This is a genomic window from Pseudoalteromonas sp. SG41-1 (assembly GCF_014164575.1).
GTDB classification, from domain to species: domain Bacteria; phylum Pseudomonadota; class Gammaproteobacteria; order Enterobacterales; family Alteromonadaceae; genus Pseudoalteromonas; species Pseudoalteromonas rhizosphaerae.
The window spans coordinates 1-23,919 of sequence record NZ_JACJFL010000045.1; the positions used below are offsets into that span (position 1 = coordinate 1).

23 protein-coding genes and 1 tRNA gene are annotated in these 23,919 nt (G+C 39.6%); 19 read left to right on the forward strand and 5 right to left on the reverse strand.

Translation table 11 applies throughout. The features are described 5' to 3' along the window. Positions 1 to 51: 51 nt before the first annotated feature. Positions 52 to 1,413 (reverse strand): glutathione-disulfide reductase, encoded by a 1,362-nt coding sequence (gene gorA / locus H5203_RS18400; protein ID WP_182820074.1) that lies wholly within the window; start codon positions 1,411 to 1,413, stop codon positions 52 to 54. A 131-nt stretch (positions 1,414 to 1,544) separates the two neighbouring features. Between gorA and prlC the strand changes: the two genes are divergently transcribed. The 5 genes from prlC (at position 1,545) to H5203_RS18425 (ending at position 8,343) form a co-directional block, all read left to right on the forward strand. After that, on the forward strand, positions 1,545 to 3,596 hold the full coding sequence (prlC, locus tag H5203_RS18405; protein WP_145238693.1) for an oligopeptidase A: 2,052 nt from the start codon (positions 1,545 to 1,547) through the stop codon (positions 3,594 to 3,596). A gap of 126 nt (positions 3,597 to 3,722) precedes the next feature. Next, positions 3,723 to 4,904, forward strand: a complete 1,182-nt coding sequence (locus H5203_RS18410; protein WP_145238696.1) for a two-component system response regulator — start codon at positions 3,723 to 3,725, stop codon at positions 4,902 to 4,904. A gap of 57 nt (positions 4,905 to 4,961) precedes the next feature. Then, positions 4,962 to 5,717, forward strand: a complete 756-nt coding sequence (locus H5203_RS18415) for a class I SAM-dependent methyltransferase (RefSeq protein WP_145238699.1) — start codon at positions 4,962 to 4,964, stop codon at positions 5,715 to 5,717. A gap of 121 nt (positions 5,718 to 5,838) precedes the next feature. Further along, positions 5,839 to 7,764 (forward strand): methyl-accepting chemotaxis protein, encoded by a 1,926-nt coding sequence (locus tag H5203_RS18420; protein ID WP_145238702.1) that lies wholly within the window; start codon positions 5,839 to 5,841, stop codon positions 7,762 to 7,764. Positions 7,765 to 7,869: 105 nt separating this feature from the next. Then, a complete protein-coding gene (locus tag H5203_RS18425) occupies positions 7,870 to 8,343 on the forward strand; it encodes a peroxiredoxin (RefSeq protein ID WP_145238704.1) in 474 nt (157 codons plus the stop codon). Between the two features lie 108 nt (positions 8,344 to 8,451). On the opposite strand, the gene H5203_RS18430 is transcribed toward H5203_RS18425, so the two are convergent. Continuing rightward, positions 8,452 to 10,578 carry a S8 family peptidase gene (locus tag H5203_RS18430; RefSeq protein ID WP_182820075.1) on the reverse strand — a complete coding sequence of 709 codons (2,127 nt, stop codon included), beginning with the start codon at positions 10,576 to 10,578 and terminating at the stop codon, positions 8,452 to 8,454. A 324-nt stretch (positions 10,579 to 10,902) separates the two neighbouring features. On the opposite strand from H5203_RS18430, the gene H5203_RS18435 reads away from it, so the two are divergent. The 7 genes from H5203_RS18435 (at position 10,903) to H5203_RS18465 (ending at position 16,890) form a co-directional block, all read left to right on the forward strand. Then, on the forward strand, positions 10,903 to 12,087 hold the full coding sequence (locus tag H5203_RS18435; RefSeq protein ID WP_182758716.1) for an NAD(P)/FAD-dependent oxidoreductase: 1,185 nt from the start codon (positions 10,903 to 10,905) through the stop codon (positions 12,085 to 12,087). Positions 12,088 to 12,473: 386 nt separating this feature from the next. Next, the gene (locus H5203_RS18440) at positions 12,474 to 12,992 is read left to right on the forward strand and encodes a hypothetical protein (RefSeq protein WP_220495327.1); all 519 of its coding nucleotides are present in this window, start codon (positions 12,474 to 12,476) and stop codon (positions 12,990 to 12,992) included. Positions 12,993 to 13,603: 611 nt separating this feature from the next. After that, the gene (locus H5203_RS18445; RefSeq protein ID WP_182820077.1) at positions 13,604 to 14,794 is read left to right on the forward strand and encodes an RNA ligase RtcB family protein; all 1,191 of its coding nucleotides are present in this window, start codon (positions 13,604 to 13,606) and stop codon (positions 14,792 to 14,794) included. Further along, entirely contained in the window at positions 14,791 to 15,492 is a 702-nt protein-coding gene (gene prfH / locus H5203_RS18450) for a peptide chain release factor H (protein ID WP_145238719.1), read from the forward strand. The genes H5203_RS18445 and prfH overlap by 4 nt, the downstream gene beginning before the upstream one ends. Further along, complete coding sequence (locus H5203_RS18455; RefSeq protein ID WP_182820078.1) at positions 15,492 to 15,842, forward strand: low molecular weight protein tyrosine phosphatase family protein; 351 nt, start codon at positions 15,492 to 15,494, stop codon at positions 15,840 to 15,842. The genes prfH and H5203_RS18455 overlap by 1 nt, the downstream gene beginning before the upstream one ends. A 282-nt stretch (positions 15,843 to 16,124) precedes the next feature. Further along, positions 16,125 to 16,201, forward strand: a tRNA-Ile gene (locus tag H5203_RS18460). A 203-nt stretch (positions 16,202 to 16,404) separates the two neighbouring features. Further along, entirely contained in the window at positions 16,405 to 16,890 is a 486-nt protein-coding gene (locus H5203_RS18465) for a hypothetical protein (RefSeq protein ID WP_182820079.1), read from the forward strand. On the opposite strand, the gene H5203_RS18470 is transcribed toward H5203_RS18465, so the two are convergent. After that, a protein-coding gene (locus H5203_RS18470) for an IS3 family transposase (RefSeq protein ID WP_182820080.1) occupies positions 16,884 to 18,064 on the reverse strand; the annotation gives its coding sequence in 2 pieces (ribosomal slippage) (positions 16,884 to 17,806 and positions 17,806 to 18,064; 1,182 coding nt in all). The genes H5203_RS18465 and H5203_RS18470 overlap by 7 nt on opposite strands. Before the next feature lie 158 nt (positions 18,065 to 18,222). Between H5203_RS18470 and H5203_RS18475 the strand changes: the two genes are divergently transcribed. From H5203_RS18475 to H5203_RS18500, 7 genes are all read left to right on the forward strand, one after another. Further along, entirely contained in the window at positions 18,223 to 18,642 is a 420-nt protein-coding gene (locus H5203_RS18475; protein WP_220495328.1) for a hypothetical protein, read from the forward strand. A 36-nt stretch (positions 18,643 to 18,678) separates the two neighbouring features. Next, positions 18,679 to 19,614 (forward strand): MvdC/MvdD family ATP grasp protein, encoded by a 936-nt coding sequence (locus H5203_RS23155; protein WP_182820082.1) that lies wholly within the window; start codon positions 18,679 to 18,681, stop codon positions 19,612 to 19,614. Continuing rightward, the gene (locus H5203_RS18485; protein ID WP_182820083.1) at positions 19,604 to 20,683 is read left to right on the forward strand and encodes a hypothetical protein; all 1,080 of its coding nucleotides are present in this window, start codon (positions 19,604 to 19,606) and stop codon (positions 20,681 to 20,683) included. The genes H5203_RS23155 and H5203_RS18485 overlap by 11 nt, the downstream gene beginning before the upstream one ends. Then, positions 20,670 to 20,981, forward strand: a complete 312-nt coding sequence (locus H5203_RS18490; RefSeq protein ID WP_182820084.1) for a hypothetical protein — start codon at positions 20,670 to 20,672, stop codon at positions 20,979 to 20,981. The genes H5203_RS18485 and H5203_RS18490 overlap by 14 nt, the downstream gene beginning before the upstream one ends. A 67-nt stretch (positions 20,982 to 21,048) precedes the next feature. After that, on the forward strand, positions 21,049 to 21,543 hold the full coding sequence (locus H5203_RS18495; protein WP_182820085.1) for a hypothetical protein: 495 nt from the start codon (positions 21,049 to 21,051) through the stop codon (positions 21,541 to 21,543). Between the two features lie 8 nt (positions 21,544 to 21,551). Further along, positions 21,552 to 21,686 (forward strand): hypothetical protein, encoded by a 135-nt coding sequence (locus H5203_RS23005; protein WP_259401975.1) that lies wholly within the window; start codon positions 21,552 to 21,554, stop codon positions 21,684 to 21,686. 144 nt (positions 21,687 to 21,830) lie between these two features. Next, complete coding sequence (locus tag H5203_RS18500; protein ID WP_182820086.1) at positions 21,831 to 22,346, forward strand: hypothetical protein; 516 nt, start codon at positions 21,831 to 21,833, stop codon at positions 22,344 to 22,346. 32 nt (positions 22,347 to 22,378) lie between these two features. Here H5203_RS18500 and H5203_RS18505 read toward each other — a convergent pair whose 3' ends face one another. After that, on the reverse strand, positions 22,379 to 23,260 hold the full coding sequence (locus tag H5203_RS18505) for a site-specific integrase (RefSeq protein WP_182820087.1): 882 nt from the start codon (positions 23,258 to 23,260) through the stop codon (positions 22,379 to 22,381). Continuing rightward, positions 23,253 to 23,474, reverse strand: a complete 222-nt coding sequence (locus H5203_RS18510) for a hypothetical protein (RefSeq protein ID WP_182758709.1) — start codon at positions 23,472 to 23,474, stop codon at positions 23,253 to 23,255. The genes H5203_RS18505 and H5203_RS18510 overlap by 8 nt, the downstream gene beginning before the upstream one ends. Positions 23,475 to 23,919 lie beyond the last annotated feature (445 nt).

Consider the following 23,919-nt stretch of genomic DNA (forward strand, 5'->3'; position numbering starts at 1 on the left):
AGCCTTTAGCCTTTAGCCTTTAGCCTTTAGCCTTTAGCCTTTAGCCTTTAGCTAGCGCATAGTAACAAACTCTTCTGAGCCAGTTGGGTGCAGTGCAACAACGGCATCAAAATCTGCTTTGGTTGCGCCCATTTTCATAGCTACTGCAAAGCCTTGGATCATTTCATCAACCGCAAAACCTAAGCCGTGTAAGCCTACAACTATCTCGTCAGGGCCTGCGCACACTAGCATCATGTTACATGCTTGGCGATGCTGAGTAACCGCAGTGTACATAGCAGCAAAGCTTGATTTATACACTTTTACGTTCTCGTTGCCGTACTGCGAAATTGCTTCTTGCTCAGTTAAACCAATGGTACCAATTGGCGGGTGGCTAAATACCACGGTAGGAACTAAGCTGTAATCCATTTTTAAATCATCTGGCAGGTCTTTATTGAACAAACGCTCTGATAAAGTACGGCCTGCTTTTACTGCAACAGGGGTAAGCTCTATACCGCCTTCGATGATATCACCCACAGCATAAACATTTTTAGCCGTGGTATTTTGGTACTCGTCTACCTTAACGTAACCGCCTTCGTTTACTTCAACACCCGCTGCGACTAGGTTAATCTTATCAGTCGTCGGTGTACGGCCAATGGCCCAAATGACTTGATCAACATTTTGACTGTAGCCATTTTCAAAGTGGATAGTTAAGCTGCCATCGCTTTCTTTAACTACTTCTTTTGGTGAGCATTCGGTATGCAGCGTCGGGCCTTCTTTGGCCATAATATCAACAAGGGTGTCGATGATGTATGGGTCAAAGGTGCGCAGTGGTTTATTTTTACGAACAAATAAATGGGTTTCTGTACCTAGGCTATGTAGTACACCGGCAATCTCTACCGCGATATAACCGGCACCAACAACGGCAACGCGTTTTGGTTGTTCATTCAGCTCAAAAAAGCCATTTGAATCGATGCCGTGTTCAGCACCTGGTATATTTGGAATGCTAGGGCGACCGCCTACGGCCACTAAAATATGATCGGCGGTGTAGTGCTCGCCGTCTACTTCGACTGTTTTACTGTCAATAAATTTAGCGAAGCCTTTAATAACTGTTACGCCGTTTTTAGCAAGGCCATTATCGTAACCCTTATGAATGCGGCCAATATAGGCTTCACGGCTTTCTACTAGTTTACTCCAGTTGAATTCTTTTACTTCAACATTAAAGCCGTAATCAGGGGCGTATAAGTTAATTGCTTCAGCAACTTGAGCGCCATGCCACATTACTTTTTTTGGTACACAACCTACATTTACACAGGTTCCACCCATATGTTTTGCTTCAATTAGTGCCACTTTCGCGCCACGCATTGCTGCACGGTTAGCTGACGCTATCCCGCCGCTGCCGCCGCCAATCGCAATGTAATCAAAATGCTGAGCCATCTTTAGTCCTCAAGTTTATATAAAACGTATTTCTCTGATAATAACACATGGCAGACCCGTTAAAAGCCCCTTGTATTTCGAGACGTACGCCCCAACTTAAAAATCATATTCGAAACGATTTGAGAGCTAACATGAGCGATTTACAAAATAACCCACTAATAGGCCTTGAAGGCTTACCACCGTTTTCAAAAATTAAGCCAGAGCATGTTGTGCCGGCGCTAAAAGCGGGTATTAGCGAATGCCGCGCTAAAATAGACGAAGTGCTGGCTAATAAATCATTCACTTGGCAGGACTTAGTGTTACCTCTTGAAGAAGTTGACGATAAATTATCGCGAATGTTTTCTCCGGTATCGCATATGAACTCCGTAGTTAATAGCGATGAATTACGTGAAGCGTACGAACAATGTTTACCACTTATCTCAGAGTATTCAACCTTTGTTGGTCAACACCAAGGGTTGTATGAAGCCTACAACGCACTACACAACAGTGATGAGTTTAAAACGTTAAGTACGGCAGAACAAAAAACTATTACTAATGCATTGCGTAGCTTTGAATTATCGGGCATCGCCTTGGCGCCTGAGCAGCAAAAGCGCTACGGCGAGATCAGCGCACGTTTATCAGAACTTGCGGCTAAATTTGGCAATAACGTGATGGATGCCACATTGGCTTGGCAAAAGCACATTACTGATGAAAGCGAACTCGCAGGTTTACCTGAGTCGGCGTTAGCGTTAGCGGCAGATACAGCAGCAAGCAAAGAATTGGACGGCTGGGTATTTACCCTTGATTTCCCGTCTTACTTACCGATCATGACTTATGCTGATAACCGTGAATTACGCGAAGAGACGTATACGGCATTTGCAACACGCGCATCTGATCAAGGCCCACACGCTGGTCAGTTTGATAACTCTGAGATCATGAGTGAAGAACTCGCGCTGCGTCATGAAATTGCGCAACTATTAGGTTTTGCCAGTTATGCTGAAAAATCATTAGCCACTAAAATGGCTGAAACGCCAGAGCAAGTATTCTCATTTTTAGAAGACTTAGCCGCTAAATCTAAACCACAAGCTGAGCAAGAGCTCGCTGAGCTGCAAGCTTACGCCAAAGAAAAACATGGCATTGAGCAACTCGCTGCGTGGGATTATGGTTATTACGGTGAAAAGCTTAAGCAAGAGAAATACGCAATATCAGACGAAGTACTGCGCCCGTATTTCCCCGCAGATAAAGTACTAAGCGGCTTGTTTGAAACAGTAAATCGTTTATTTGGTATTAGTGTTAAAGAGTTAAAAGACATTGATAGTTACCATAAAGATGTACGCTTTTTTGAAATTTACGACAGTAGCAATACTCTGCGTGGCCGTTTTTATCTTGATTTATACGCGCGTGATCACAAACGCGGTGGTGCGTGGATGGATGACTGCATGGGTCGCAAAGTACGCGCCAATGGCGAGTTACAAACGCCTGTAGCGTATTTAGTGTGTAACTTTAATAAAGCGGTAGGCGATAAGCCTGCACTGTTTACTCATAATGAAGTCACCACTTTATTCCATGAGTTTGGCCATGGTATTCACCATATGCTAACCCAAGTTGATGCCGCGCCAGTTGCGGGTATTAATGGTGTTGCATGGGATGCCGTTGAGCTGCCAAGTCAGTTTTTAGAAAACTGGTGTTATGAAGAAGAAGCACTTAACTTTATTTCAGGTCACTATGAAACGGGCGAGTCATTGCCTAAAGAGTTATTGGATAAACTACTAGCAGCTAAAAACTATAACTCAGGCATGCAAATGCTGCGTCAAATCGAGTTCTCGTTATTTGATTTTAGAATTCACAACGATTATCAAGCGGGTGAAGAATGCCAAATTCAAGCGCGTTTAGATGAAGTACGTAGCCATACATCAGTTGTTAAAGCACCAGAGTTTAACCGTTTTCAACATGGTTTTAGCCATATCTTTGCTGGTGGTTATAGCGCAGGTTATTATTCGTATAAATGGGCCGAAGTGCTCTCAGCTGATGCGTTTTCCAAATTTGAAGAAGAAGGTATTTTTAACCCAGAAACTGGGCAAGCCTTTATGCAGCATATTTTAGAAAAAGGCGGCAGTGAAGAGCCAATGGAGTTGTTTAAAAACTTCCGTGGTCGTGAGCCAAGTGTCGATGCACTATTGCGCCACAGTGGTATTGCAGCTTAAGCACTACGTATATTTAATCTTGAAAAGCGCCGTTTGGCGCTTTTTTACTATTTAGAGTAATAAATTGTCGCAAAATCAGGGCTCCGTACTATGCTTTTTTAAGTAATTAATAAAAAGGAATTGGGCATGACAAAACTGGTACTGGCGATTGATGATGATAAATATGTTCATCGTGTAATAGAGGAATCATTAGCGGGGTTTTGTCAGTTAATTCATGCTAAAAATGGCGAAGAAGGTTTAAGGCAAGCTTATAAATATAGCCCTGACATTATTTTATTGGATGTTGAAATGCCGGGTAAAACAGGCTACGAAGTGTGTCGTGAGCTGAAAAGTAATGAGCAAACCAAAGATACTCCAGTGATGTTTTTGTCGGGTAAAAGCGAATTACCAGAACGTGTTAAAGGTTATAATGCCGGTGCTGCCGATTACATTGTAAAGCCCTTTAATGCAGAAGAATTAATGGCGCGTATTCGGGTGTTGTATCAATATCGTCAGCATTCTATTAAGTTAAAAAATGATGTTGCGCGCGCGCAGAGCACTGCTGAAATCGCCATGACTGACTCCGGCGATATGGGGCGCATAATGCGTTATGTTGGGCAAACCTATCACGCCCATGATGTGCAATCATTATCGGCCTATTTTTTTGAATTCTTCCGACCGCTGAATCTCGATGTGGTTGTGGCATTTTGGTATCAAGATGTAGGAGTTGTGTGTACTGATGACGGTGGTGTTTGTCCGTTAGAGCAAGAGTTATTAGAAAAGCACCGTTACTCTAATCGCTTTGTTGATTTTAGTAGTCGTACTATTGTTAATTATCCTAAAGTGTCTATTTTAATTAAAAATATGCCTTTAGATGATGTTGTGCTGTATGGTCGCTATAAAGATTTATTCCCGCATATTTTGGAGGTGACCAATGCCAAAATTCAAGATATGGAAGTAAAGGAAATGGCGCTAGCCCAAGCGCATGCGGTTGGTAATGCTTTCAATGAGCTTTCTTCGCAATTATTTGTCAGTAGCGAGGCGCGTGAAGAAACCGTAGCTAAATTGACAACTCAGTTATCTGAATTACGTGCACTTATGCAGCAAGATCCCGCTTTTGCTGCGAACCAAGCGTTGGCATTGCAGGTTGAGCAATTAGAGCAAACACAATTACAGTTAACTATCTTGAATGATGACTTGGCTTTTATTAAGCATCAGCTCAATCACATTATTGAATCGCGCAGCGAATTGATAGAAAGCTTGAGCAACACAGCCGCGTCAGAGCACTCTCAAGACGTTACTTCGCAAACTGATATTGAGCTATTTTAGTGCTATAGCGTTAAGCAATTGATATACTTCGCAAGCTATTTACGGTCGGAGTTTATTTTGGTTATACAGTGTCCTTTTAAAGAAGTACGTCCTTATCTTAATGAAATTGAGCTGCGTTTTGGGCTCGCTGAGTGGGCGGCACAAAGCGAAGGCTTTTCACTTCATTATGATGATCAAGGCTTAAGCTTACGAAAAACCGATGAACCAAAACTTGGCGCTATTAGCGTTGACTTTGTAACTGGGGCTGTTGCTCATCGGCGTAAATTCGGTGGCGGTAAAGGGCAATCAATTGCTAAAGCGGTGGGTTTAAATAAAGGAGCGACCCCCGTTGTTCTAGATGCGACCGCAGGGCTTGGCCGTGATGGTTTTGTGTTAGCATCACTGGGTTGTAAAGTGATTTTACATGAGCGCCATCCGGTTGTTGCAGCATTACTTTATGATGGTTTGCAACGTGCTTATAGCGATAATGAAATTGGTCCGTGGATGAAGCAAAACATGAGCCTAGTGTTTGGCTCAAGTCATACCTTACTCGCGCAATGCGAAAGTATGCCAGATGTAGTTTATTTGGATCCAATGTTTCCACACCGTGAAAAGTCAGCACTGGTTAAAAAAGAAATGCGGGTGTTTCAAGACTTGGTTGGCGCAGATAATGATGCTGATGACTTACTCGCATTTGCCTACCCACTGGCTAGTAAGCGAGTGGTTGTTAAGCGGCCTGATTACGCACCATTTTTAAATAATCAGACGCCTAGTATGCAGATTAAAACCAAAAAGAATCGCTTTGATGTGTATGTCAAAGCCGCCATGGTGTGAGGCTTTATTCGTATTTTTTATTTTTGTTCCCATAAAGTTATAAGAGTTTCATATCGATTTTCATTAAACTGTCATAAATAGTTAATAGTGTACGCGCAGTTACCCAAAGGAATTTAATTTCATGCGCGTGTCATCATTCACTCGGTTGCTGGCTATTTTGCTGGCATTGGCTAGCCTGCTGTTAGGCGGAACCTTGTACTGGGCAAGTCAAACCTTAGTTAAACTCGAACAACAAGACCAATCTTATAATCAATTAAAAAATAAAATACTCGTTGATTTAAAAGGCTTACTAGAAGATTACTTAGCACAGGGCGATAGTCAGTATTTAGGGAAAGCGTCGGATTTAATTAGCCAAGTAAAAGACACCCAACTTGCTATTTTACCAATTGATTTAAAACAACAGTTAGATCTGCAATTAAGCCAACTCGATACTGATATAAAAGGTAAGTATCGTGCTTTAGGTAAACTGTCAGGTAATGAAACAGCATTACTTGATAATGCACTTAGGCAAATGGCGGGCTCAGCTTCTTCTTTAATTGGTTATGCTAACAAAGCAGGGCAACAAAATACTAACGCTCAGGCTTATTATCAGCTTGGCAGTGATTACTACCGCGAAGTGACAAATTTGTCGTTGTTTACTTATCAGCTAATGCTTAGTTTTGATCAAGACACACAAACCAACTTACAACAAAGTATTGCTAACTTAAACCGTTTAGCAAAGCAGATTGACGAGCTTGAAAACTTGGGCGTTATGAGTGAAGTTGATGAAGATAGTTTGTTTATAGATGAAGAAGCCGAAGATTTAGCAGGTGAAATTAAGGCTGAGCTAAGAAGCTGGCCGAACCGCTACCCACGTGATTTAGAGAACACCATTGCACAAGCTCAGCAGCGTCAAACAGGCATACAGGCTCTGCGCAAACAGATCAGTACACTTTCTGACACGGTGATAAATGCTGAGCAGCAACTTAAAATTCAGCAAGGTACGTTAAAGCAGCGAGTATTTGTAGTGTTTTGTATTGCCATTGGCATGTTGGTTGTATTGGCTGTTGGTGTTTACTTTGTACAGCGAAATCAAGTATTAACCCCGCTTCGTCAATTACGTGATGGCTTTGCATTTTTAATCGAAAGTAACGAATTAAAAAATATTGAAAGTAGTAACTCAAAAACAGAAGTTGGTGAAATAGCTAGTTACTTTAACCAGTTAATTGAGCGTCAACGGTTAGAGGCTGAAGAGCGTGCACAAATGCTCAAGGTGATTAACGATTTTATGCAAGAAATGAGCGAGCATCTACATACGATAAGTCAGCAAACAGATGCCAGTCATCATCAAGTTGAACAAAATCAAGAATTATTGGCTGATATTCAACATATTGGTGAGCAAGTAAACGATATAAACGGCAAAGTAGCAGATAACGCCAAGCATACGTTTTCAGCAATGGAGCAAAGTTTAGGGTTTGCCCAAAACATGCTCAGTGCTAGCTCAAATACACAACAGCGGGTGGAGCAAGGTTTACATAGCTTGCAAGAGTTGCTCAGTGGTGTACAAGATGTAGGGAAAGTTATTGAAGTGATCCGCAATATTGCAGATCAAACTAATTTGCTGGCACTCAATGCTGCGATCGAATCAGCGCGCGCAGGTGAACATGGCCGTGGTTTTGCTGTGGTTGCAGATGAAGTGCGCAAGTTAGCTCGGCAAACACAAGGTTCGCTGAGTGATATTAATAACCAGCTCAATCTATTGAGTGAAAACTCAACCATGGTGTCAACGCAAATATCAGCATTAGCTGATGATGCTCAATTGCAAACCGATAATGCTCAAGAGCTGAAACGAAACTCCGAAGGGGTAGCTCATAATGCACAGGATGCTAATAAAGTCGCTTTTGATGCCATGGAGTTGGCAAAGCAGCAAAACTCATTGTTAGAGAACTTCAGCCAGTCAATGCAAAGTATGAAAGGGCAGGTGAGTGAATCCAGTTTATTAGTGGCTGATATTCATCAGCGTTTACAGCAGCAAATGCATACTATTCGCAGTAGTTTAGGATTGTAACTTTGCTTGCAAAGGCACAATTACTCGCAACTCGATGTTAGGGTTGGTTGCGTTTTTGTGCTATTTTGGTGTTGTTCAAAACCCATCACTTTAAAAGGAAATATCATGATTTCTCAAGGTCAAACATTACCAGCCGTTAGTCTTACACAGCTTACTGACGACGGTATGCAAACACTTACCAATGAAACACTTTTTGCAGGTAAAAAAGTGGTGTTATTTGCAGTGCCAGGCGCGTTTACACCTACGTGTTCAAATGCACATTTACCTGAATTTATTACTCTAGCAGATAAAATAAAAGCCAAAGGCGTTGACGCTATTTACTGTGTATCAGTAAACGATGCGTTTGTAATGAAAGCATGGGGTGAGCAACATAATGCTCAAGCAATCGAGATGCTTGCCGATGGCGATGCTAGCTTTACCAAAGCACTTGGTTTAGATAAAGACACTGCTGCATTTGGTGGTGTACGCTCAACGCGTTATGCAATGATTGTTGAAGATCAGCAAGTCACAGGTTTATTTGTTGAACAAGATAAAGAGTTTGCAGTAAGTCGCGCAGAAGCGGTACTTGAAAAGCTTTAAAAAAGAGCTAAAAAAGCCGAACTTTCATTCGGCCAAAGTTACCAAGGGAACTGGCAAATAGCACTTATAGGCATAGAGTTTAATACAAACCCTATGCCTTATTGCTAATTAAGGCTGGTATTGTGCGTCAAGCGTTAAACCGGCAAAGGTTTTATAAGCATTCACACTCATGTGCCAAGTTCCTGCTTGAGGATTGCTAAACGTACATGTCTCTGCGTTACCGTTTTTATATGGGCGGCAATCATAGCTAGAGCCTGTTGGTTGGCTGCCAAACTTAACAAATAAATCTGCATCACCTGAGCCACCAGACGTTGTTACGGTAAAGCTTGCCATTCCTGCTGGAACATCAAGGGTATAATGTTTCCATTGCCCTGCATTAGCTGAAATATCAGATACAGTTCCACCACCTGCTTGTGGATTACCTGTGTTACCAGAGGTTGTTAAATTACCAACTAAACTCACGCCTGAGTAAGCCGAGTAACCACGTACCATCACATGATATGTACCAGCAGTTGGGCTGTCTATAGAGCACTCTTCGCTGTTACCCCCTTTATACGGACGACAATCATAAGTTGATGTAGTGGGTTTACTACCTGAGCGTACATATAAATCTGCATCACCCGTTCCGCCACTCATGGTGAAAGTTACATTAGTTGCGCCACTTGGTACAGTCATTGTATAAAAAGTATCACTACTCGCAGCGCCACTTAGGCCCGTTTGAGCTTGGCCATCAAGTAACTCATTGCCGCCAACGGGTGGTGTAGTACCACCGCTTGCAGCAGCAACTGCGGCTGCAGCGTCAACAATACCAGTACCACAGTTATTGCATGTGGCAGGGAATGAGCGAGTGTTTGATTTTAATATGCTTTCAATTTCATCAGGCGTTGCAGTTGGCTTTGCTTGTTTAATCAGAGCAGCAACACCAGCAACATGAGGTGCAGCCATCGATGTACCTTGTGAGTAATGATAGCTGTCACTTGAAGGACTTGATGAACCTGAGTTATGTGTAGATAAAATACCTTCAGAATCATTAGCAAAGCTTTGCGCACCACCAGGTGCTGCAACATCGATAGATGTACCATAGTTTGAGTAGTAAGCTCGCCCACCATTACGACCAACCGATGCAACATTTACTACGCCATTACAGTTACCAGGGTTATAGTTGTTAGCATTGTCGTTATCATTACCTGCGGCAATGACAATTACAGTGCCGTTATTACGTGCTTGGTTAATCGCGTTTTGTGTTGTTGAGCTACAAGAGCCGCTGCCACCTAAACTCATATTGATGACATCAGCAGGGTTAGCATTAGCAGGTACGCCAGAAACTGACCCGCCTGAAGCCCAAATAATACCGTCGGCAATATCAGATGTTAAACCACCACATTTACCAAGTACGCGTACCGGAACAACTTTAGCATCATAAGCAACACCAGCAACACCTTCGCCATTATTCGTAACGGCTGCAACAGTACCTGCAACATGGGTTCCGTGCCAGCTTGAACCTTGTGCACTGTTATTATTACCACACTCACTGGCAGATACTGCATCACCTGGATCGCGTGCATCACTATCGCGTGCGCCGCCGTCATTTGCGACAAATGTATCCGAAATCATATCGTAGCCAGGTAAAATATTGGCATTAAGATCAATGTGTGGACGATAACCAGTATCTAATACTGCCACTGTTACACCGCTACCTGTTGCGGTATCCCATGCAGTTGGAAGGTTTAACCCGCCAGCTTGCTCATAGTAATGCCATTGGTCGTCATAACGAGGATCGTTAGGCGTTGCAAATGGTTTTAACATCTGGTCGATTTCAATGTATTCAACATTGCCTGAAGCCATTACTTCTTGCATATATTGTTGGGCTTCGTCAGCGCTTAGTTTTTTATTTGCACGCATAACATGATGATTGTCCAATGCCATTGCACGGATATATTGCGCCTTAACTTTTCCTTTTTTACTGGTAAAGTTTTTAACAAAGCCTTGGGCCTTTTTATTCATCATTTGTGGGCTAGTTTCAGCAGCCGACATTGTGCTCATTTCATCAGCGTTATTTTTATATTTGATGATAAAACGTGTACCGAGAGGAGCTTGGCTTTGTAGTTTTGTTGTTATGTCAGCAATAGATGGTGTTATTGCTTCGCTAGGATTTGCCATGCTTGATGTCGCTGCAAATATTGCGCTTACAGTAAGCGCTACAGCGCATTTTTTAAATGTTTTTCTTGTTGTCATAATTATCCCTAGATTGTTATTAAGCTTCACGATGAATTGTCGTGAAGGGGAACAAAAGTAAATGATCTGTTAAAATAGTTAAAATAACGTTTTATTATTAATGTCTCTATTTTAGTTATATCGGGATGTTTATATGGCTAAATACGATTTTATGACTTTTATTATGTCGTTGTAGTGGTTATAAAGTATTAATTAATTTGTGGAATAGCGAGGTGAACATTTATTTTTTCAGACTTTGTTGTTAATAATAAAATAGTGAAATACCGCTCAGTTTGTACTTTTAAATTTGCTACAATTGCAAAAATTTCCTCATGAGATGAACAAATGACCCAAGTAGATGTAATAGTGATCGGTGCCGGAGCCGCAGGTCTAATGTGTGCAGCACAAGCAGGATACCGTGGCCGCAGTGTTACAGTGCTTGATATGGGCAAAAAGCCTGGTCGTAAAATTCTCATCAGCGGCGGCGGACGTTGTAACTTCACCAATGAAAACGCCAGCCCTGAGAATTATTTATGTGGTAATCCACACTTTGTAAAATCGTGTTTGAGCCGTTATACCCAGCATGATTTTATTGAGCTGGTGGACAGACACGGTTTGGCGTATCACCATAAAACCCTTGGGCAGTTATTTTGCGACAATAGCGCACAAGATATCGTTGATATTTTGCTAACAGAGTGCGAGTGGGCGGGTGTTAATGTTGCGCTGCGTAACGAAGTGCTTAGCGTTGAAAAAACCGCTACTGGCTATCTCGTGATCACAGAACAACAGTCATACAGCTGTGAGTCACTCGTTGTTGCCGCTGGTGGCTTAACCATGCCAAAACTAGGCGCAACACCAATAGGGTATAAAATTGCTGAGCAATTTGGCTTAAAAGTATTACCGACCATGGCAGCACTTGTACCATTTACCTTGCACCAACATGATAAAGACCGCTTTGAAGGGCTATCGGGTATTAGCGTGCCATGTATCGTCAGCAGTGAAGACGGCACCAGTTTTAAAGAAAACATCCTATTTACTCACCGTGGTTTATCAGGCCCCGCTATATTACAAATCAGCTCATTTTGGCGAGCAGGGCAAGCAGTGACTATAAACCTGTTACCAGAGCTTGATTTAACAGCGCAATTAGCAACATGGCGAGAAACCCAAGCACAAAAATCATTAAAAAATAGCCTTGCGACTATTTTGCCAAAACGCTTTATTGAAATACTGCATGAGAGTAAAGCCATTCCAGATTGCAATGTAAATCAGCTCACCCATAGCCAAATTGACGATCTAGCTAATTACATTCATAACTGGCAAATTAAACCCAACGGCACCGAAGGTTACCGCACAGCGGAAGTAACTCTAGGCGGTATAGACACCGACGAACTCAGCTCAAAAACCTTTGAAGCGAAAAAAGCCCAAGGGCTGTACTTTATTGGTGAAGTAACCGACGTAACCGGTTGGCTAGGCGGCTATAACTTCCAATATGCTTGGAGCTGCGGCTTCGCAGCAGGGCAGTATTGTTAGCTTGTGCAGAGACAATAAAGTTTGCCTGTAGTGAGATATGCTACAACATGCTCATTTCTCTAGCTGATTTAAGGTTATAGATAATGAGCAGTTGCATAATTCTTATTACACCCATTTTAAAACAAGAGTTTAAATATTTGGTCAATGCTAAGAAAAATAATAACATGCTGTTAATATTAGGAACTTTGTAGCGCCTATGTGGTCATATTAAATTAGTGTTATAGGGAACACTTATTGTTTAGGGAACAAATATTGTGACAACGTGGCGCTGGCCTCTTATTATTTCATTACTGCTCCACGGGATAATTTTTTCAATATTAATGAATGTTAAAACCCCCAAATTAATAGTGACAGACACTCCCCCAATTAAAGCATACATGGTTAGTATGGCGTTGCCTAAGTCATTGCCAGCAATAGGACAAAATAGCAACCAGCACGACGAAGCCACGCTGTTGAAAAAGCCTGAAAAACCAATTACTCCTGCTGCAAATACGATTGTAAAAATTAAAAAAACAATAAAGCCTGTAACGCCCAATGCACAAACAGACTCTAACAGCTATAAAAAAATAGACCTTAAATTAGGTTTAAAGAGCATACTAAAGCAACAGCAAAATACACTCCCATCAACACCTCCAACGTCACAAGCTTTAGCACAACCACAGCGTATTACAGTGCCAAAGGAGCACCAGCAAACCAGCATAGACCCATTAAAAGTTGAAAAGCAAAGCATGCAATTAACTATCTATCGCCTCGGAGATAACTGCTTTAAAAAGGTATCGATAGGAGCTGGTGTAATGCCAAAAAGTGACCTACCAGATAGTTACTTAGTAGGCACCACTTGTGCTAAAACAAAAGTAACCGACGCCTACGATCAAGCTATGAACAAATGGTTAGATAAAAAGTGACTACTGTGCGGAAGTTATTAGAAATAAAAAAGAGCTGGCACAAATTTTGTCAAGACAGCTATTTTGACAAACATGGAGTTAACCAATTCAGCTCAAAGAAGAACTTATACCCTTACCTCAACATAGTACCTGAGTTAATCGCAAAATTTCCTACTAACTAGTTAATGGTTACTTTTATCCTTGTTTTCTTGTTCAATCACTTCGTTTTACAGAACATGTATGTAAGTTAAAATACCTACTTCGGGCAAATACTCGTGTAACAACATATATATAAATATAGAAGCACATAAAACACGCCATAATTTTTGTTTGCTTTATATCCAAAAACTAATTATCATGCGCTCGTTCAATTGTTCAGCACTTACCCTAAGTGTTGGATTCATCAACTAACTGTGAAGGAGAAAATACTATGACAATTACATCAACATCCTTTGCAGGTCTTATCCGATAAGAAACTTGTTACTTAAACACGCTGTTATATATTAAGTACATTTAGGTAAGCATTGCGTTTAAACGCGTTCCTTTCGTTTGATTTCAAAATAGATCCAGACCTGCCAATTCGTATTTCGTTTTAATCCTATTTTTCTAACAAAGAAAAAGGAATTGGTATTATGGGCAAATCCGTCCAAAAAATAACTGATAAAGTTAGCCTTATTGCGTCTGCTGATACGTGGATTGAGGGGCTGGCGATACAGCAACTGATCAAAACATCAGAGCTAAATGGTATGCAACGCGTTGCGGGCATGCCTGATTTACACCCAGGTAGAGGGTATCCTATTGGGGCTGCATTTTTCACGACCAACAAAATTTACCCTGCATTAGTGGGTAACGATATTGGCTGTGGTATGGCGCTGTGGCAAACCACAGCAAAAGTAGCAAAAGTAAATCTAGATAAACTTGCCAAAAAATTTACACATATTGAGCTGCCACTTGATGAAAGTTGGTTCTCAATCATAGAAAGTAGCAAAGCGGCAAAAAATATTACTACCAAGGGTTATGATAGTGCCTTGGGTACCATTGGTGGCGGTAATCATTTTGCTGAGTTTCAAGCTATTGATGAGATATACAATCAAAGTGCCTTAGATGAGTTAGGGCTAAGTAAAAAGCATCTTCAATTATTGGTTCATTCAGGCTCGCGTGGGTTAGGGCAATCAATATTGGTTGAACATATAGCGGGTCATAATCACGATGGCTTATGTGAAGGTGATGCTGATTTTAAAGATTACATGAGCAAGCATGATGAAGCGGTGCGCTTTGCAGAGCTTAATCGTGAGTTGATCGCTAAGCGGTTTTTAGAGGCTATACGAGCCAATGGTGGGTGTACCTTAGATATTAACCATAATTTAGTATCGGCTAAAAATATTAATGGTTGCGATGGCTGGTTACACAGAAAAGGTGCAACACCGAGTGATAAAGGCTATGTAGTGATCCCAGGCTCTCGTGGCGATTACAGTTATCTTGTAAAACCTGTATTTACAGAGTTAAGTGGTAATGATCTAACAGTGCAGGAAAGTATCAATACTAGTTTATTTTCACTTGCACACGGCGCGGGGCGAAAATGGCAGCGTGGTGAGTGCCATGGCCGATTAGGTCATAAATACAAGCGCGAAGATTTATATCGTACAGCGTTAGGCAGCAGAGTTGTTTGTGGTAATAAAGAATTGCTATACGACGAAGCACCACAAGCATACAAAAAGTGCGAAACGGTGATCAGCGATATGGTCGATGCAGGGTTAATTGAAGTTGTGGCTAAGTTACGCCCGATACTAACCTTTAAAACAAATGGAGATTGTTCATCATGATATTACTACAACTATCTGCTGGGCAGGGCCCTATCGAGTGTTGCAAAGCTGTTGGTTTGGCGCTGAAAACGATTGAAAAGCAATGTCGAGAAAAGGGCATAAGGCTCGATATTGTTGAAACCGTTGCTACTAAAGAGCTGGACTGTTTTAAATCGGTACTATTACAAGTTGGTTCAGGGCAGCTAGATTCAACAACAGCTTATTTAACAAAATTTTATTCAGAAAAGGAAAGCCAAGTTAAGCAATTGGCTCAGTCATGGCAAGGTACTATGTTGTGGGTGTGTCAAAGTCAGTATCGGCTTAAGCATAAACGTAAAAACTGGTTTTTTAGCGGGCAACTGTTCGATATTGATGAAAGTAAGCTTGATAAAGGCGTAACTTTTCAAACATGCCGCGCGTCTGGCGCTGGCGGTCAACATGTTAATACTACTGATTCAGCGGTAAGAGCAACTCACACAGCAACGGGGACTTCGGTACGTGTTGAGAGTGAGCGCAGTCAACATGCCAATAAGCGTTTAGCAAGTGTGTTGTTGTTTCAAAAACTAGAGCAAGTAGCGTTGGATAAAATGACTCAGCAAGAAACAGCACGTTGGCAGCAGCACTGGGAAGTTGAGCGTGGTAACCCTGTAAAAACATTCACTGGTGAAAAGTTTGTTTTAAACCGTGACTGCTCAGTTAATAAAGGAGTACATAATTAATGAAGGAACATAAAGAGACAAATGTACTTTTCATTTGTAGTCGCAATCAGTGGCGAAGCCCAACGGCTGAGCAAGTATGGAGAAATCACCCAGAGCTCGCTGTTAGCTCAGCAGGCACCAGCCCTAATGCAAAGAGAACAGTGAATGCCAAAATGATGCAATGGGCTGATGTCATATTTGTTATGGAGCAAAAACACAAAAATAGACTTAAAGCGCAATTTGGAGATTTATTAACGTATAAAGATATTCAAGTATTAGATATTGCTGATGAATATCAATATATGGATAAAGAGTTAGTAAGCATTATAAAACAAAGCGTTGGCAGCTATTTAGCGCTAACTTTAGCGTAGCGTTTTTTATCTTGTTTGTGAATCGGTACGAACAAGATAAAACATTCGCGACTAAAGTCGTTCCTACATGATACAAGTACTCGTGTGAATGGCTTTAGTCACCAATAAAAGCTTTTTGCGACTACTATTTAAGCAGTTAGCTTATTGATTGTTAAAATAAAGGTTTTTGCTAGTGACAAGCCAGTAAAAACTTTTTATACTGCAACCCGCTTTAGTCGCTTAGGTGGTTAAACGCTTCAAAAATTTAGCTTTGTTTTTTAAAAACATAAGCTAATACAAAATGGCCCCTTAGCTCAGTTGGTTAGAGCACACGACTCATAATCGTTAGGTCCCCAGTTCGAGTCTGGGAGGGGCCACCACTTTTACACGCTTTCCAAGTAAATACCTACTAACAGAAAATACCCTGTGCTACCTCTGTGCTACTTTTTATCATAGCAGGTGAATAGCTTATCTTGAATATTAAGTTTTAGTTTATGCTGATAACTCTAATATCAGCTGTGTTGCAAGTTGTATTTAGCTATACTGATTTCCTCTAACTAGAAAAATAAGTCATGGAGGATTGATGAAAACTTTTGAAATTGATCAAATAGTTAAGCCTGATATGTCTGATTACTTGATACATATGACAAGTGAAAAAAGCTTTAATAGCATTTTAAATTCAGGGAGGCATGAATCAGAAGGCCTCATAAATGCTTTAGTGCCTCAGGGAGCTAAAAAGTCTAGTTTCAATCATAAGATTGCCTGTTTCACTGAAACACCAGTTCACGCAATCGGTGCATTTATTGAGATTTCTAAAAGAAGAAGTTCTGAGAACATGGTTTATGGCATAGGGTTCAAAAAGGCATTTATGGTAGAAGAAGGAGTAAGGCCAACTGCCTATTTAGATAATACAACCTTAGGCAAGCTGCTTCAAATTAAAAGTTCAGAGAGCCTTTCCGTTAGCTCTAGGGAATTTATTGATTTGCTTGCTCCTTTTGTTCACCCCTTAGGGGAAAAGTCACAAAGACAAGGCTTTTCTTGGGAAAGAGAGTGGTGTAGTGGTCAATAAAATTTGGCCACAGCTTTAGAATCTTGGTATCTAACCTCAGATTCATTTGGCGCTAAACCTGCATTATAATGATGTGGTCTAACATTATTGTAATATCCATTGATGTAATCGCTTACGCTATATTTAGCTTCTTTAAAGTTTTCATATCCAACCTTTGGCATCCATTCCGTTTTAAAGCTTCTAAAAAATCGCTCCATTGGCGCATTATCCCAACAATTTCCGCGTCGACTCATACTTTGTGTGATTTTATAGCGCCATAAACGTTGGCGATACTTCAAGCTCGTATAATGGCTACCTTGGTCTGAGTGAAACATCAACCCACTTGGCCTACCTCTACTTTCATAAGCCAGCTCAAGCGCTTTTAGCGTTAAATTAGTATCTGGCGACAACGACATGGCCCAGCCAACTACTTTACGTGCAAATAAATCAATAACAACGGCTAAATAAGCCCAGCGATTACCTACCCAAATATACGTCACATCACCGCACCACACGGTATCTGGCTCAACAACATCAAATTGTCTATCAAGCAGGTTTGGAATTTCAAGGTGTTCATTACCACCACGTTTATATGAATGTTGAGGTACTTGGCAGCTTTCAAGCTTTAATTTAACCATTAGCTTAGCAGCACGATAACGACTCAATTCAAAATCATTGTTCGTTGCTATTGCCGCGATTGTCCGCGCTCCAGCTGAGCCGCCGCTCATTGCATGTATTGCTTTAACTTCAGCCTCTAGCCTTACTTGCTCTGGCGTCGGCGTTGTATCCCGTATAGCCCAATATTTATAGCTGCTACGATGCACATTGAATACGTTACACAGCACGCTAATTGGGTAACGCTCTCGTTGGTTTAGTTTCTCAATTAACGAGAATTGTTCAGGGAGTCGGACATCAAGAGAGCGGTAGCCTTTTTTAATATATCCTTTTCTAATTCAATGCGTTGAATTTGCTTTTTAAGTTCACGAATTTCAATTTGTTCGGGTGTCATTGGTGAGGCGGTGGGTGTCTGGCCATTCCGCTCTTGCTTTAATTGAGTTACCCACTTACTTACAGTTGATTTACCAACACCCATAGCCTTAGCTGCATCTTCTTGTGTGTAGCCTTGGTCAACTACAAGCTGAGCTGTTTCTAATTTGATTGCAGCAGAATACGTTGCGCGTTTTAATTTCGTCATTTTTTCACCCAAATTTGTATGCTTATTAGCATAACATTTCTTTCTTAATGGGTGGCCAAAATCACTGTACCACTACATGGCGATATGTCGATGACATTGGCTTTCGATTTAATTACGATGATATCGAAGTTATATGCTGTCCAAGTGAATCTAAGAGTATGATTAAAATGAAGTTAGGGGAGTATTCAAGTAAGGTTAAATTCTTTGATACTTCCCTACAGTATCAAGAATTGACCGACTTTCTGTCATTTTCAAAAGAGAGAGATTCTATAGAGGCAGGGATATTCGATTCAGATGATAGGGACTTGATTGATGAATTTCTAAGTGGTTTCGATTTATATATAGAGCGGCTTACCCAGCATAAAGAATTTTTACTTCAATTAACTGCTCAAGTTAATACTGTTGAGAGTGAGTTAACGAAATTAAGAGAGTGGCAGGAAGAGTTAAAAGCTCATACAGCTGAATACTGTGGTCATTACTCTAAATATTTAATAAACAATAAACTCTTTGGAACAATTTGTCCTGATTGCAATGACTCCCTTAAACATGTTTGGGATAAGCAATATAAAGATGCATAAGAGAAATTTTTCTAAATAAGTTCTTGGGAGAGAAGGGTGACGGAAAGTGAAATTCTTATAATAACAAGCAGTTATGATAAAACATGTAGTTATCTTGTAGATAAATATAGAAATTTTAAATTTTTTCGTCTTGATGTAGATCGATTTTCTGAATATCAGATTACATTTACTCAGCAAGGATTTGAGATTAGGAATTCGACAGAAAATATAACTAGTTCATCCTGTCATTCTATATATTTTAGAAAACCATCAATGGAAAATTTGCATGGTATTTTTGAAAATAAATACCATGGTTACATGCATAAGGAAACTTACAGTTTCATTGAAGGAATAGCTGAGAGCTTTAGTGGACTTGTCCTTTCAAAACCATCAATTATGCGTAAGGCTAATAATAAGGTATACCAAGCATCATTGATCAGTAAAGTAGGCTTTGTTACTCCCACGCTTTCAATCACTAATTCAAGTACAGCTCTAGATCAATTTACAAGCCGAAAAGGTGTTATAAAACCTATAGCTGTAGGTGAAGTCAGCTCTGGATCAGTCAAAGAGTATGTACAAACAAATATGATTGATCCATCTATAAAGACAGATTTATTTCATTATTCACCGGTATACCTGCAAGATTACATCGATAAAGACTTTGAGGTGAGGGTTACTGTAGTAAATGAATTAGTTTTTTCTGTAAAAATAAGCTCTGTGAATAACGTTGATTGGCGCAAGCCAAACAATAAAGTTAAATATTCTATTTATCAAATCCCAGATCAGATTAAGCAGCAGTGTTTTGAGTTTATGAGGCTTTGCGGTATGAAGTTTGGTTGTTTTGATTTTATTATCAAAGATGATCTTTGGTTCTTTTTGGAAATGAATGCCAATGGTCAGTGGGCATGGTTAGAGTTTGAAACAGGTTTAAATATTTCAGGTGCTATTATTGATTTTCTCGCAGGGAATTCAGGAGATTTGAGTGGAGATTAGTAAGAGAACGATATGGCAAAAGTTAGGCTTATTTATTTGTAATATTCTAAACTTTTTGCCCGTACTTCATCTATCAAGAGATGAAGAATTTGATTCAATTAGTCAAATTAATGATTTAAGGTTTTCACTTATTGCAATACCGTTAGGTGATTCATACTGGTATTTCGCTACCTATAGCCCTTCAACAAAGTTTAGCTTATTTGAACTTCTAGAGATTCATGAAATTCAACCAAAAAAAACAAAATCTGAGTTGAGCGAATTAGTCAATTCTTTAGATCAACTACCCGACGATAATGGAAATAATGAGCTCAGATTGGAGTTTTTAAAACACAAGCATGATCAGTGTCAGGCCAGTATCAATATCCTAAATAATAAAGTAAATAACTACATAGCAATAGCACTTGTTTATACTGGTTTTATAGCTTTTTTGTTTCAATCATGCTTGAAGTTTTCAGCACATCCACTAAGTTGGTTGTTGTGGTCACTGTTGCTTCTTTCAACTTTATCTTTATCAAGTCTATTAATTTTATTGCGTAAGTATCTTAAAGTAAAAGGTGCTCATAAGAGTAAGTTTGGTGAGTTTAAAACTAAACCGAGCTGGCTCTTATTTGTAAAGGGAGTTTACCTTGATTGGCAGAGCGCTCAAGATGAGCAGTTAGCTTCTGCAACACTAGTTAAAAATATAGAAAAGCAATTTTTTAGAAGCGTTTCTGTCAGCTTTTTACTGCTCTTACTTGTAACATATTTACCATTTAGTTCAGACTTTGATTTAATACAAAATGATGGAAAAGAAAACTTAAATGAATTCACAATTTTTGATAAACAGGGTAAGTTTTCAGCTATAGAGCTATTACATTTGTCTAAAAAAATTAACTCAAATAGTGATGTTTTATTCATCCTCTCAAAGTCAAACCAAGTTGGAAAGAACTCAATAAAGTTCATTATTAAAGCATTAGAGTTATCTAATAGGTACTCAGTAGTTGAAGTAAATAATGATTTGTTTGACAAAAATATATTACTAGTAAAAATTAAGGAAAATGATGAAACCATACATCATGAACTACAGTGAAGAGCTTCGCTTAATTACTAAATCAAAGCTTAAAGATGATGGCTCAACAGTATTAACATTTACAGTTGAAAATCAAGATCAAGATGAGCTTCATTTAGATTGGACATTACAAACAAATACTACAGAACCAACTGACAATGATTCTATCTTCCTCATTGATGATACTACTATTACGAAAACGTTAGAACCATCAGACAGGGATGAACTTTACTTAGATTCAACACTCCAGACTAGGATTATTGAACCATCTGATCAAGATGAGATGTATCTTAATGATAATTTAGAGTCTAAGCATTAATAGAGAAATGTGGAATGAATAGGGCAAATGTGGCCTGATAGGTTAATATTAACGATAAGTAGAAGCTATGTACCAACAGAAATACTGGAACCAATTAAAAGAATTAAAAGTACATGTTTATTACGTACAGCATTATGCTGTTAAGCAAAGTAAAAATGATCAATATATAAATATGTTTTTGGCGGTGACTTCTTCTTCAAGCATTGCAGCTTGGGCTTTGTGGAAAGAATATCAGTTCATTTGGGCTTTGATTATAGCAATATCTCAAGTTGTGACAGCTATAAAGCCACTATTACCTTATAAAAAAAGACTTATGGCCTTGAACAAGTTGGGGGATACACTATCTTTAATAGCTCTTAGGGCTGAACGTGATTGGTATTTTGTCGCTGAAGGTAAGTGGACAGAAGAGCAAATACATACGAAATGGTCTGAGCTTAAAGAAGACTCATTGGCATCTGAAAATAAATTTTTAGGTGGACTAACTCTTCCAAAAGATACAAGTTCTTTGTCATTAGCTGAAAGAGATGCAGATGCATATTTGAAATCAACTTATTTTAATTAAGGATATTAATGTCTAACTCAAAAGAAAATAATCAACATCAGCCGTATCAGCCAAGCCAAACGAACAAACAATTACCACCATCTAGCACATCTACTCCAATGCCAAAAGTTAAGCCGCCACAACCTTCTTCTGGAAATCAATAAGCTAATTAACCTTATACGAGAAGCTCGTATAAGGTTAATTAGCTTTCAAGAGATTGTTTTTATTTTATATTGATAATTTTTACATAAGATGTGTTATTAGTTTAAGTTATAAATGAACAATTAATTTTTAAATGGATGGCAAGTATGGATACTACTTTGGTCAAAGACATTTTAATGTTTACAGTTGCGCTGTATGGAGCAACCCTCGCAACTTTTACTTACAGGCGAGGTAAGCCTAAATTTGAAATTGACTATAGTGTTGTTTTAATGGCTTTAGAGGATGGCCCTGCAGATGCATTAAAGCTTACTATTTTAAATACGGGACAGACCAGTTGTTTTGTGGAGGGTCTTGGTGTAGTTGGTGAAGATGGAAAATTTTTAGATTTGGAACTGATTTCTCAAGTGAATCGAAGACTGCAAGCTGATTTTAAAGGTAATACGTTGAGTGGTTTTACAGCCACAAACCAAAAATTTAATCTCTTGCACGAAGATAGAGAAGTAAAGCCTAATTCTACATCAGTTGCTTTTCTCAGTTTGAAGGGGAAAAAGGAACTCCTTGATAGTAATAAATCCAAAAAACTATTTATTTTCTTTGAGTCAGCAAAAGTAATGAAAAAAAAAGAAATAGATTTTAAAGACTTAAAATTCTGCAAAACTTAACGAATCAAGAGTGCATTAAATAGTCTGAACTTCTATCTCAAGTAAACCTCAGTAATTTCAGCCCTGAAATGACCTAATTCTTGCGATACAGTTTCGAGAGCAATAGCTCTCGCTAAACCTAAGCTTTTTAGCTCAGCCATTCTCTCTTGCGCGTAGCTATGCCTAAGACCATGCCCGCCATTAGAAAAAAAGAGTGTACGGCTAGATGCTTTTGAGAATGAGCATGACCATTTATGACCACCACCAATATCATAACGTTGCAAATAGTTAATTTCCCTATCACGAACCGTTATAGGCTGTGCTAAGCGCCTTTGCTCTAGCTGGTTAGCTAAAGTGTTAGGTATTAGTACATCACGGATTAGGCCACCTTTGCCTTTAACTGTATAAATACAACCTTCTCGACCAAGCCATTTACTGTTTAACGCTGGGCGGCTATCTGCTTTTCGCTCTGATACTCTTGCTATAGTTAATAGTTCATGGGCTCTTAAGCCTGCTGCGTAGGCTATTTGTGTAGATAAATTATATTTTCTAGTTTGATGTTCACTGATTGCGTGAGCTTGGGCTGAAGTATAGGCGCGAGACTTTTCGATTATCTCTTTTTCGGATTTTATTACAGTCAGCGTTTCTTTAGGGCCAAGTTTACCATTGAGTTTAAACATAGCTTGAATTGCTTGCCGTTCCATATCCAACGTTTTTTGGCCTACAAACTCACTGCGGTAATCAAGGTATTTATAAGCATCTTGAAGGCTCATGCCCTGAACTCCATTAATCCCAATATCTTTTGACCACCGAGCTATTTTTATCAGTGCAGTTTTATAGCTTCGAGCAGTTCCTAGAGATTTAATAATTTTGTGCTTGTATAAGTTTTTAGCTAGCTTCTCCGCTTGCGTTTCTGGTTTTGCGAACTTAGCCATTCTTTTGTACCCAACGTTTTACAGTTGTCCAATGTACTCTCACTCCTTTACGCAAGAGCCATCTTTGTAGGCTGGCTATACTCGTATCTTCTTCGTAAAGAGCCAGAAGTCGTTGTTTATGTTTATCTAGCTTGGATGGTTTAAATCGTTTTTTACTGATCAATTTTTTCTCATTTTTTAGGCGCAATGCTTCTGCTTTAGCATTAAAGGTCATAGTTATTCTCCGGTGTGATTGTAAGAAAAACTGGCTGATTAAGCTCAGCGGCTAACGCCTATTCGCCCCTGTTTTACGCATGCGTAAGGCTCGGACTGATCGCGCCTAAAAATCAAAAGACTTGGTTTTATAATGAAGCTGAAAGCTTCTGAAGTGGGGGTTACAGAGAATGTAACAACGTGTTGAAGGCAGCAGTGCAGCGCCTGTTTTATTCTTGCCCGAAGGGCTTGATTAATATTTAGATTAGCAGCTTTAATTTATATTTCAATCTGCAAATAAAAATCTGCGTGTAAGATACTCAAAAGCCCATACCCCGCTATGTGCAAGCCTATTTTAGGCTTCTACATAGCGGGGTATGGGCGAAGCCCAGAAAAGAGGAGGCAATTGCTCATGATGCCTCATTTTAAATATTAAAATTGTAGTTCCATCAATTAAAAGAAGTACA